The following is an 11865-nucleotide window of genomic DNA, read 5'->3' on the forward strand; positions in this document are numbered from 1 at the left end:
GTTTCCAGCTGCTCTTCTGTCGCAGGATTGATGGTGGTGATCTGACCGGTCATAAATTTCTCCAAAATTTGGTAAACTAATCTTGGAAACGCAACGTATCGCGTGATGAAAAAGTTCCTTATATGCGGTCATAGTGCATGAAGTTAACTGGTGAGTTAGGTGACCTGCTTTTACCAACGCTGGTGCTGTGTTGAAGCAGGCCCAAGATGCGGTAACTGACAGAAGTGACTTCACATCCGGAAAAAACGGGCTTGTTGCGCTCCTTGCGTAACTTTGCGTTCCGCCACACCTCGCGTCAAACTTCATTTCATAACTGCATCCATGACCGGAGGCTGTCACAATGTGAATGCATTTTTACCGCATCGAAGTGCGATACCGCCTTCGCAAGCCGCGCCAGAAATTGTGTTTTAGGACGCGGCGACCTCATCAGCGGCAAACCTCCGCAAGATGGTTCCTCAAACCCACTCCAGCGAAAGCCTGACAAAACGAGCCAACGGACTGATACCGCTTGAAATTGGAACTTTGAACCGTGTCTTTTTGATTGTTTGCGCGCCGGCCCACGCCACATCTGCGGGCGTCAAGACCCTTTACGGCCGTTCTCATATGGTGTCAGCCGCAAGCTGAGCGCTGAAAAATAGCGCCCAGATTGACGTAAATCATCCCGTCTGTGGCAGCCTCGGGGTCTTCGGCAAAACCGGACCGACGCACATATCGCATTCATCGCAGAAGGCCGGCCAGTCGTTTGGAAATAATCTCTTCTGCATCGGTCACAATACGGCCGATAAGATCCGCACAACTCGGAACGTCATTAATCAGCCCTTGTACTTGACCGGCCCAGATCAGACCGGCATCCAGATCCCCGCTTGCCAGTGCGTTGCGACCTTTTGCGCCCGAAACATAGGGCTGAACATCTGCAAAGGTAGCGCCCGGTTTTGAAGCGATCTCAACCACCATATCGGAAACCGAGTTTTTCGCGACACGACCAGTGTTATTGAAACCTCTGAAAATCAGGTTCGTGTCCCGCTCGCCGTTCTTTACAAGAAACTGTTTTACCGTGTCGTGAATCGGGGCCTCTTGCGTGGCGCAAAACCGGGTGCCCATGTTGATACCTTCGGCCCCCAACGCCATCGCAGCCGCAAGACCGCGACCATCCCCGAACCCGCCCGACGCGAGCATCGGCACTGTCACCTGATCCGCCGCCGCTGGAATTAACACCAGTCCGGGAACGTCGTCTTCTCCGGGGTGGCCCGCACACTCAAATCCATCGATCGAAATGATATCGGCACCCATACGCTGTGCTGACAGCGCGTGACGCACCGAGGTGCATTTGTGCAGTATCGTTATTCCATTGGCTTTGAAGTCGTCGATATGCTCCTGCGGGCGTCCACCAGCAGTTTCCACAATCGTGATCCCGCTTTCGATAATCGCGCGCCTGTATTCTGCATAGGGGGGAGGGGTGACAGATGGGAGAATGGTCAAATTAACCCCGAACGGTTTGTCCGTCATCTCGCGGCATCGCTTAATTTCGGCGACAAGCGCTTCCGGGGTCGGCTGTGTCAACGCTGTCAGAAGACCAAGCCCGCCAGCATTGGATACTGCCGCAACGAGTTCAGCCGTGCCAACCCACATCATTCCGCCCTGAACGATTGGGTGCTCGATCCCGAGCATTTCGGTGATCCGTGTGTGTAATGCCATTAAAGTATCTCCCAAGTTATTTTGCTCGAAGCATTGCAGTTTCGCGTACCTGATTTATAGTTTAATTAATCGTATAGTGAGTTTTTTTGATGTGCCACATGTTTATTAACCAACTTAGGCGCAAAATTACTGCCGTGCGTTGGTATGTTGCGGGTTTTGGCCCACAAGAGCCTCCGGAACAGCATATCATCGACCAGCACTCGTGATAAACGGGACGGTCTGCGCAGGAATTGCGCAATGCCCATCAGCGGATTAAATTCCACACGCCTGAAATGAAAGAGCCCAGCCATGACCGACACCTCAATCCTCTTCAACCCCTTGAAAGCCGGCGATCTGGAGCTTCCCAATCGCGTAGTAATGGCGCCCCTCACCCGCAACCGTGCGCACGGTGACGGCACGCCTTGCGCGATGGCGGCAACCTATTACGCCCAGCGGGCCAGTGCGGGCCTGATCATCAGTGAAGCCACACAAATTAGCGAAATGGGGAAGGGATATCTCGACACCCCTGGGATCTATACGCAAAAGCAGGCCGATGCGTGGGCGCGGATAGTTGAAACTGTTCATGCAGCTGGTGGAAGGATTGCCCTGCAACTGTGGCATGTTGGGCGCATCAGTCATGTTTCCCTTCTTCCTCATGGCGCACAGCCGCTGTCTTCCAGCGCGATACGCGCCAATACCAAGACCTTTACAGAAAACGGATTTGAGGACTGTTCGGAGCCGGTGGCGATTGGTAAAGACGATATCGCGCGCACACTGGATGGCTACGCCACAGCTGCGCAGTTCGCAAAGCAGGCCGGATTTGATGGCGTCGAAATCCACGGCGCAAATGGCTATCTTCTTGACCAGTTTCTTCAGGACGGCGTAAATCGGCGCGAGGATGAATATGGCGGATCTGCGGAAAACCGCATGCGTCTGTTACGGGAAGTGGTAGTGCGCGTTGCGGATGTCTATGGCGCTTCTCGTGTGGGTGTGCGTCTGTCGCCGCTGGGTCAGGCCAATGACATTTCGGACAGCGATCCAGAAACACTTTTCGGCGCTGTTGTCGACATGCTATCGCAGCGTGGCCTCGCATATCTCCATTTTGTGGAAGGTTTTTACGGGAACAATGCAACTGACGCCGACCGCGCCATGTTAAAGCGCCTGCGCGCACGGTTTGATGGGACCTATTTCGGAAATGGCGATTATGATGCGAAAAAAGCTTCGGATGCCATTGGGGCAGGGCACGCGGATGCTATTACGTTTGGCCGACCGTTTATCGCCAACCCTGATTTGCCAGAAAGATTCCGTCGCGGCGCGTCTTTGAATGATGCTGACAAGCGTCGCTTTTACGGCGGCGGTGCGGAAGGCTATATTGATTATCCTTTCCTTAAGAAAATGGCGCATGAAGAAACTTGAAAGCCGTGTTCAAGATCATGCACTTCAGTCGCGAACCGGCACATTAAACACGATTGCGTACCGCTTTCCGTGAGTTCCAAAGAGTTGGTTCTATTAAATACTCTCTCTGGCACGATGCCGATCCATACAGGATTTTTTGAGCGTTATTCGACGCTGGTCATTGCGTGACAAAATGCCAATACGCGAGATTGCGCGACGCTCGGGTTTGGCAACAACACAACGTCAACACCAGACGCTGGCGTTGACATTATTGAGGAACCGTTCGTGATCTATCGCCCGATCGGCCAGATCGTGTGGGCTTTGATAGATCGGGATGTTCAGGACGAGATCAACTTGCGCATCGGCGGTGATATGTTTGACCTGACGGCCTAAAACATCGAAGGAAGCAGGCTACCCGCGCAACGCGTATACTCTGGGCAAAGCTTGAAGCAACCGCAAATTGCGATAAGTATGTTCTGCATGCGTAAGCTTAGATTGGAAGGATACGACGTGGGAATTGGATTGATTGGTGCGATTATCATTGGCGGTCTGGCGGGGTGGATTGCCAGTATGATAATGAAAGTCGATACTGGCTTGTTCGCTAATATCGGGCTCGGGATCATTGGCGCAGTTGTGTTGAATTTGATCTTGGGTGCGTTGGGTATTTATGCTGAGAAAAGCTGGCTTGCGCAATTGGTTGTTGGACTGGTTGGGGCTTGCGTCTTGATTGCAGGGTGGCGAGCAATCAAACGGTAGCCATTTAAATGGAGTTGTGACGGTTACTGCTTCCGATTGCCGATTCCACGGTATGAAAGTAACCGGTGCTGATACAAACACCTTCCATCAGTGATAATGTTGCTGCTCTCCGCCGTGGATCACTGTGCATGCGGTCCGTAGTTGCGCGTGATGCTTGTCTGACATCAGCACCCGTAGGACATATTTAGGGATTTGGACTGTGGGTGATTTCTGGTTCATGTCATCAATCAGGAGATCGAGACCACAAACATCGACGTAGGCCGCCGAGAAGGTGGTTAGGAACATCCGCCGTAGGACATGGCAGACTTACTCAGCCGGGGAAAAGATCCGCATTGTTTTGACAGAGCTTCGCGGCGAAAAGTGCATCTGAGTGCTGCACCGAGCTTTCAGGGACCGCTGAACTATGGGATGGCGTCGATCTTAGAGGTTTTGAAAACCTCCTACAAAGTGCTAATTGGATCCCGTCTGCCGATCTTCACCCTCGCGAAATAAATCAAGTAGAACTGAAAGTAGCGGCCATTTCGGCTGCAAGAACTGCTATTGTAGCGGCAAGATTTCAATTCTGTTTAGATATATATAACGAAGAATGGCAAATCCATCCCAGGACGCTCTACGCCACGCAAATTCGAACATGGTACGGTCTTCATATCCCTAACCGACAACTACAGGCAAAGCTTGCGGAATAATATTGCAGGTCGACCCCGGGGTCAAGAGACGTCTGCGACAAGTGCTGCAGTGACAACCTCCGCTACACTTGATCCTTTTCGCTAACTGTAATGCGATAGATGCCATGGAAGTCATCGAAATCAATAATCTGACCTCCTTTTTTAATCATTATCTTGCCACTCCTCGCAAGCTTGATTGCGCGCTCTTTGACTTGATCCATCAATGGACGCCAATCGGCTTCATCACGTCCCCCAACATGACGCGCAACTTCTGACGGGCAAATTGTTTTGCCCATTCCCCGCTCGGCGGCAAGTTTCAAGATGGCATTGTCGATTTTATCTATTTGTTTCATAGCGGTAGTGCTTGCATAGATGTCTCAAAAAAAATCGGTGAGCCGTGGGGTATGTCAGTTTTGACAGTCTCAATGTTTGCCCAGTGTTTAATCCAGTCCAGCGCACTAGCCTCCATTCAAATAGCAGTTTCAGATCTGGGCGTTATCCATAGTTACATTGGTTATTCTTTCCAGCTTCATGCCATTCGACAAATAGCTCCTGCTCTTCTAATATTGCGTTCACCTACTTCAGAATTTGCAATTTATAAGGTAAATTATGTTAACTTTTCGCGACGTAAGATCGCGCTGAACCATATGGCCGGAGCAGAGAGTATGCCATAACGGCAAACAGTTCATGCAATCGACCTACCGCGCTGTTTTCAGGATCATGTCGGCAGCTTTCTCGGCGATCATCACCACCGGAGAGGCTGTATTGCCCGACACAATTTTCGGCATGATCGAGGCATCGATAACCCGCAGGCCGGTCAGCCCGTGCACTTTTAAATCCACGCCCACGACCGACATCGGGTCGCTGCCCATTTTGCACGTTCCGACCGGGTGAAAGATGGTTGTGGCGATATTGCCAGCCTGTTCAAGAAGATCTTCGTCGCTCGTGTGCGCCGGTCCGGGAAGGATCTCCTCGGGCGCGTGCGGTTGCAGTGCTTTGGCGGTCATGATCCGGCGCGCCTGCCGGATGGATTCAACCGCAACGCGTTTGTCATTCTGTGCAGACAGATAATTTAGCCTGATGTCGGGCTGTTCGTAATGATCCGCCGACTGCGCGTGGGTTGATCCAATGCTTTCGGGGCGAAGATTACACACCGACACCGTAATTGCAGGGAATGGGTGCAGCGGATCACCCAGCTTGTCGGTCGACAGCGGCTGTACGTGGTATTCAAGGTCCGGCGTTTCAAGCGAAGGGTCGGATTTGCTGAACATGCCAAACTGGCTGGGCGCCATGGACAGTGGGCCGCTTTGTTTCAGCAAATATTCCAGACCCATCCGCGCCTTGCCCGTCATTGAATTTGCCATTGTGTTCAGCGTCTTGGCGTTGCGCACTTTATACACCGTGCGGATTTGCAGATGGTCTTGCAGGTTTTCACCCACGCCGGGACTGTCGTGCTGTGGCGTAACGCCCAGACCGGCAATCACATCCGGCTGGCCGATTCCCGACATCTCAAGAATTTTGGGCGAGTTGATGGCACCGGCCGCTAACAGCACCTCAGCGCTGCACCGCGCCTCACAGATTTTGCCGTCTTTGGCAAACCGCACGCCAACCACCTTTTTACCCTCAAGGATCAGGCTTTCGGTATGGGCCTGTGTCAGAACCCGCAGGTTCGGGCGTTTCATCGCAGGGCGTAAAAACCCGCGCGCCGTGCTCCACCGCACACCGTTTTTCTGGTTAACCTCGAAAAACCCCGATCCCTCGTTATTGCCATCGTTGAAATCATCGCGCGGATGAATTCCGAATTCTTTTGCGCCCTCCTGAACCGCTTTCAGGATGTCCCAGCTGAGTTTCTGCTTGCTGACCTTCCATTCGCCGCCCGCACTGTGCAGACCGGTTTTGCCGCCGTGGTGATCCTCCGATTTCAGGAAATACGGCAGCACATCGTCCCAGCCCCATCCAGTGTTGCCGAGCTGGCGCCAGTGATCGTAATCCGCCGCCTGCCCGCGCATATAGATCATGCCGTTTACCGACGAACACCCGCCCAGAACCTTGCCGCGCGGATAGACCAGCGCACGCCCGTTCAGCCCCGCTTCGGGGGCGGTTTTCATCATCCAGTCGGTGCGCGGATTGCCGATGCAGTACAGGTATCCAACAGGAATTTTCACCCAGTGATAATTGTCCTTCTGCCCCGCTTCCAACAGCAGAACACGGGTTTTCGGATCGGCGCTCAGCCGGTTGGCCAGAACACACCCCGCCGTGCCGGCACCGACAATAATATAGTCATAGCTGCCGACCAGCGTCTCGGTATGTGTCATTGAAAATGCTCCAGAAGCCGCGAATCCGCGTGATGTCGCGATCAACATAGAACGCCAGTACCGTAAGGTCAGGGGGTAATTTTCCCGGATGCGCCAATTGGCCCCCCTGCCCCGCCGGAACGCCCCTTTGTCAAGGGGCGGCCGGTTTCATGGATCAGCTTTCGCGCACGCCTCTTTCGATGCGATCACCCAGCGTCTTGTCGACGTTACGCCAGTATTCAAATGCACGTTTCAGGATCGGCTCGGACACACCGCCCTTAAGGTGACCGACAACGTTGCTGACCAGACGGTCCCGTTCGCCGTCATCAAGGACATCGCGCACCAGCGTACCCGCCTGCCCCCAATCATCATCATCCTCGCGCAGCGTATAGGCGGCGCGTACCATGTCTCCGTCAGCGTGCCATTTCCCCGCATCATCGGTCAGCGACGGATCGGCGTGCGGCCCGCCGTAAGAGTTGGGCGCGTACACCGGATCGCTGACGTTATCGACACGCATTGCGCCGTCCTTGCTGTAGCTGTGCACCGGGGCGATCGGGCGGTTTACCGGGATCTGGGCAAAGTTTGCGCCCAGCCGAGCGCGGTGCGCATCGGAATAGGAAAAACTGCGCCCCAGAAGCATTTTGTCCGGGCTCAGGCCAATGCCGCGTACCAAGCTGTCAGGCGCAAAAGCGGCCTGTTCGATCTGGGTGTGGAAATCGGTCGGGTTGCGATCCAGTGTCAGTCTGCCCACCTCGATCAGCGGATAATCGGCATGAGGCCAGACTTTGGTCAGGTCAAACGGGTTGAAGCGATATGTCTTGGCCTCCTCGAACGGCATCACCTGCATGTGCAAGGTCCATGTGGGGAAGTTCCCCTCCTTGATGGAGTTGAACAGATCGCGGCGGTGATAATCACCATCTTCACCGGCCAGCTTGTCCGCTTCGGCCTGTGTCAGAAAATCGTTACCCTGATCTGTCTTGAAGTGATACTTGACCCAGAATTTTTCGCCATCGGCGTTGGCCCAGCTATAGGTGTGACTGGAAAACCCGTCCATATGGCGCCACGTTTTCGGGATGCCACGATCCCCCATCAACCACGTGACCTGATGCGCGGACTCTGGTGAAAGTGTCCAGAAATCCCACTGCATATCATGGTCGCGCAATCCGCTGTCCGCGCGGCGTTTCTGCGAGCGGATGAAATGCTGGAACTTCATCGGGTCGCGAATGAAAAACACTGGTGTGTTGTTCCCGACCATGTCGTAGTTGCCCTCGGTCGTGTAGAATTTCAGCGAGAAACCGCGCGGGTCGCGCCATGTGTCCGGGCTACCGCTTTCGCCTGCCACAGTTGAAAAGCGGATCAAAATATCGGTCTTGGTGCCGGGCTGGAAGACGGCAGCGCGGGTGTATTTGCTGACATCCTGAGTTACTTCGAAATGACCGAATGCACCGCCGCCTTTCGCGTGGGGCTGGCGCTCGGGGATACGCTCGCGGTTAAACTGCGCCATCTGTTCAATCAGATAGTGATCATGCAACAGGATCGGCCCGTCGGGCCCGATGGTAAGCGAGTGTTCATCGCTGGCGACAGGTGCGCCACCATCAGTTGTGGTAAACTTTCCCTTATCCTTAGTCATAGTCAGTACTCCTCTGTAATTCTCTGCGCAGAAATGTCGTGTCGTAACCGCCATCGATTTCGCGCGGGCTGACCGCAGCGTTTTCCGCAATCATCGGATGAATCGCTGGGATGCGAGACTTCCTTTCCGGTTAGCTCTGGATACTAGCCATGTTCCCGGATCTTTCAACCGGCGACAGCAAAGCAGCCAGCACCCTACAAATGAAGATCACCAACCAAAAAGGAACGGATTTCAGGTCACTATTGTTGCAATCCCATCTATCGGTGTGTCCATACCCATGAAGTCATCGCGATTTGATCGCTTCTCACAGCGTGCGATGAGAATGCTCTATCCTCCGACCGACGTCGCTGATCGAAGTCTTATCAAGGAAACGCCCGCGCCTACCGCAACGATACACAATCCCGCCAATTCGAACGAGCGGTCTGGCACCATCAGGCCTAAAGCTCCCGTTCCTACAATCACACGTTCGATCAGATTTATTCTGCCAACTTTGTAAAGATAACCTTCAAGCGAGCACGATAGCGCGACCAGTGCAAGTATTGCGGTAGTAACTGCCAGCACGATTGCAACGATGTCACCGCCCTGAAGCAGCAGCGCAGGTTCATACACAAAGACAAACGGAAGGATGAACAACGCTATCCCCAACCGCATAGAAGTAAAGCCGGTAGCCATGCCCTTCGCACCTGAAATCTGCGCTGCTGTAATGGATGCAAGCGCGACCGGCGGCGTGATGTATGACAGCATCCCCCAGTACAGCACGAAAAGGTGGGAACCGATGGGCGACAGACCCAGCTTGACCAATGCTGGCGCTAAAATGGTTGCAAGGAAAATGTAGCAAGCCGAAACTGTCATGCCCATGCCCAAGACAAAGCTGGTGATCGCGCCAAGGACCAGCAGCAGGAATGTGCTTTGCCCCCCGTACTGGACCAGTTCGCGGGAAAATGCGCCCCCTACACCGGTGATTGCCAGCGATCCAACCACAAGCCCGACACCGCACAACGTGGCGATAAGATAGGCGATATCCTTGGTCACCCCCTCCACCAGCTTGCGCGCTGCGTCCAGCGCGGGTATTTCGCGGTACCGCACCAACGAGAGCAACAACATCAACGCCGTAGCATAATAAGCCGCGCGTGCGGGACTGATCACAAACAACAATACCACCAACGCAACCAGTGACATCAGATGATGCCAGCCTTGCGAAACCACCACACCCAGAACCGGAATTTCCTGATCGAGCGGTGTTGTAATGTTATTGCGCGCAGCAAACAGATCAACTTGTAGAAGCAGAGCCAGATAATACAGCGCCGACGGCACAATCGCAGCGACAATGATTGTGGTATACGAAACGTCAAGAAATGAAGCCATAATAAACGCGACCGCGCCCATAACAGGCGGCATCAAAGTGCCGCCAGTGGATGCACAGGCCTCAACTGCACCAGCATATCGCGCGGGATAACCTGCTTTTTTCATCGCCGAAATTGTCATACGTCCGGTGGACAGAACATTTGAGATGACCGAACCTGAAAGCGAGCCGAACAGGGCGCTGGACATAATTGCCACCTTGGCCGACCCACCACGGCGGCGGCCCATCAAGGCCATCGACAGCTCCATAAAGAAACGTGCCCCGCCAATTGCGTTCAGCACTGCACCAAAGATGATAAAGCCGACGAGCGTATCCGCAACAACTCTGAGAGGGATGCCGATAAGGCTTTCCATGCCCATAACATGCGCCGCAGCAGTTTCAGGAAGGGTAAGCGCCGGACCCCACAAAAAACCGGGCATGTATTCCGCGAACAGCGGATAGGCCGCAAAAAACGTACAGATAATCAACAAAAGTAGCCCACCGGAGCGCCGAAGCGCCTCAAGTGCAAGCAGTACCATGATGACAGACACCACCGCAGGCACGGTGGGCGCAACTACATCCCAGCCTTGAGTGATAATATTTTCAGCATTTACTGCTAGATAAATGCCTGCCCCCAACGACAGCGCAGAAAACAACCAGTCAAACGGGCTGACGCGTACCACGGCGCTGTCCGCACGGGCGGGAAGTAAAAGGAAGGATGTCGCGAGGAATAACGCGATGAGCAGATAATAATATCGGTTCGACAACAGCGGAAAAAGGCCCAGCAGCTCGATGTTAAAGGTTTGCAAAACAATGCCAACTAGCCCGACCGCACCGAGTATGCCGACAACAACACGGGCCGGACCGTTCAACCTGTCGGGGATAGCTTCTTTTGAATCAGACATTGCAAAAACCCTTGCCAAAAACAGTCAGCCCCCACCCGCAAAATCGCGGGCAGGGACAAGTATCACAAAATTATTTCAAGGACTTTGCGCGGTGATCTGCCCAGAAGGCAGGCCAGTCTTTTGCAGACACGTTCTGGTCAAATGCCGCCTCAGTGGCTTCTTCCCACGCAGCCTGAACTTTTTGCATCCGTTCAAGGCGCTCAGTATGCCATTTCTGATCATTTTCGGACCAGACGCCGATTTCTTTCAGGTATTTTATAGCACCAGGGTGGAATGGTGCATCCTGCGGAGTTGTGCCGGACTTATCTGTCGCCCAGTTGGGCATCGCTGATGTTGCGTCTTTGTAAATATCAAATGACGTGTCCAGCGCTTTGATAAAGTTATACACCTCGGTCTCGTCCGCTTCGGCGTAAACAGTAACCATCGGATAGCGTACGGCAAAAATCTCGGCAGGATTTTCTTCGGAGATGCCTGCACCGCTGGTAGCGGTAGTAGGAGCGAAAAAGCTTGCGACTTTGGTAATCGCGTCCCAGCCTTCGGTATTATCCTTATTTAGCGGCGCCCAGCTAAGCCCACGTGAAGAGCCTTCAAGCTCGTACAGGGTTGCCGCAGTGGGAGTCGTGCCTGCTACATCTGCCTGACCATCGACAACTGCGCGCAAGGCCGCACCGTATGAAGGCACTTCAACAACCTCAACATCATCCCACGTCAATCCGGCAAACGCCAGCATCGCTTCGACCTTGATGTTGATTGATGGATTGGCTTTGATCCGTGGCACCCGCTTGCCGCGAATATCCGCAATCGTTTTGATGCCGCTGTCTGTTGCGATGGCCATACCAAAAGTTGACGGACGACCGGCAACAATGCGCAAATCTTGCGGCCCCCATTCCTGCGCTTCAAAATCATACAGCGCCTCGGTCGCAAAATAGACCTCGTTGGCCAGCCAGCCGTATTGCACGCGGCCCGTTTTAAGGGGGAGAAGGCGACCGATGGACGTACCCGATGGCGTAATCCGCACGCGTGTTCCGAACTCCTTGCCAAAAGCATCAGCAATCGCAGATGCTTCGGCATAACCACTAGAGCCGACATCGTAAGTGGACCAAAGCATTGAACGCGGCAGTTCGACGTCTTGAGCAGCGGCGGGGAATGCTGCGGCTACCGCCAAAGCGGCCGCACCAAGGGTAGCGGTAAATTTGAAAGTCAT

The 11865-nt window shown here is 53.8% G+C and carries 8 protein-coding genes; 2 read left to right on the top strand and 6 right to left on the bottom strand.

The features are described 5' to 3' along the window. Positions 1-717: 717 nt before the first annotated feature. Positions 718-1695: an NAD(P)H-dependent flavin oxidoreductase gene (locus tag OS189_RS16035; RefSeq protein WP_267168349.1), complete on the bottom strand. Its 978-nt coding sequence runs from the start codon at positions 1693-1695 to the stop codon at positions 718-720. Between the two features lie 288 nt (positions 1696-1983). On the opposite strand from OS189_RS16035, the gene OS189_RS16040 reads away from it, so the two are divergent. Next, complete coding sequence (locus OS189_RS16040; RefSeq protein WP_267168350.1) at positions 1984-3090, top strand: alkene reductase; 1107 nt, start codon at positions 1984-1986, stop codon at positions 3088-3090. A 489-nt stretch (positions 3091-3579) separates the two neighbouring features. Continuing rightward, positions 3580-3825: a GlsB/YeaQ/YmgE family stress response membrane protein gene (locus tag OS189_RS16045; RefSeq protein ID WP_267168423.1), complete on the top strand. Its 246-nt coding sequence runs from the start codon at positions 3580-3582 to the stop codon at positions 3823-3825. A 748-nt stretch (positions 3826-4573) separates the two neighbouring features. Here the strand turns inward: OS189_RS16045 and OS189_RS16050 are convergent. The 5 genes from OS189_RS16050 to OS189_RS16070 form a co-directional block, all read right to left on the bottom strand. Next, positions 4574-4843, bottom strand: a complete 270-nt coding sequence (locus tag OS189_RS16050) for a DUF3253 domain-containing protein (RefSeq protein ID WP_267168351.1) — start codon at positions 4841-4843, stop codon at positions 4574-4576. A 345-nt stretch (positions 4844-5188) separates the two neighbouring features. Further along, positions 5189-6805 carry a GMC family oxidoreductase gene (locus tag OS189_RS16055; RefSeq protein WP_267168352.1) on the bottom strand — a complete coding sequence of 539 codons (1617 nt, stop codon included), beginning with the start codon at positions 6803-6805 and terminating at the stop codon, positions 5189-5191. 154 nt (positions 6806-6959) lie between these two features. Then, a complete protein-coding gene (locus OS189_RS16060) occupies positions 6960-8414 on the bottom strand; it encodes a catalase (RefSeq protein WP_267168353.1) in 1455 nt (484 codons plus the stop codon). 327 nt (positions 8415-8741) lie between these two features. Then, the gene (locus OS189_RS16065; protein WP_267168354.1) at positions 8742-10661 is read right to left on the bottom strand and encodes a TRAP transporter permease; all 1920 of its coding nucleotides are present in this window, start codon (positions 10659-10661) and stop codon (positions 8742-8744) included. A 70-nt stretch (positions 10662-10731) separates the two neighbouring features. Beyond that, positions 10732-11865, bottom strand: a complete 1134-nt coding sequence (locus OS189_RS16070) for a TAXI family TRAP transporter solute-binding subunit (RefSeq protein WP_267168355.1) — start codon at positions 11863-11865, stop codon at positions 10732-10734.

Source organism: Sulfitobacter sp. F26169L (assembly GCF_026410285.1).
Lineage (GTDB): Bacteria > Pseudomonadota > Alphaproteobacteria > Rhodobacterales > Rhodobacteraceae > Sulfitobacter.

Coding starts and splice junctions, on each gene's coding strand:
- OS189_RS16035 (WP_267168349.1), bottom strand. CDS start 1,695: ATGGCATTACACACACGGATCACCGAAATGCTCGGGATCGAGCACCCA.
- OS189_RS16040 (WP_267168350.1), top strand. CDS start 1,984: ATGACCGACACCTCAATCCTCTTCAACCCCTTGAAAGCCGGCGATCTG.
- OS189_RS16050 (WP_267168351.1), bottom strand. CDS start 4,843: ATGAAACAAATAGATAAAATCGACAATGCCATCTTGAAACTTGCCGCC.
- OS189_RS16055 (WP_267168352.1), bottom strand. CDS start 6,805: ATGACACATACCGAGACGCTGGTCGGCAGCTATGACTATATTATTGTC.
- OS189_RS16060 (WP_267168353.1), bottom strand. CDS start 8,414: ATGACTAAGGATAAGGGAAAGTTTACCACAACTGATGGTGGCGCACCT.
- OS189_RS16065 (WP_267168354.1), bottom strand. CDS start 10,661: ATGTCTGATTCAAAAGAAGCTATCCCCGACAGGTTGAACGGTCCGGCC.
- OS189_RS16070 (WP_267168355.1), bottom strand. CDS start 11,865: ATGACTTTCAAATTTACCGCTACCCTTGGTGCGGCCGCTTTGGCGGTA.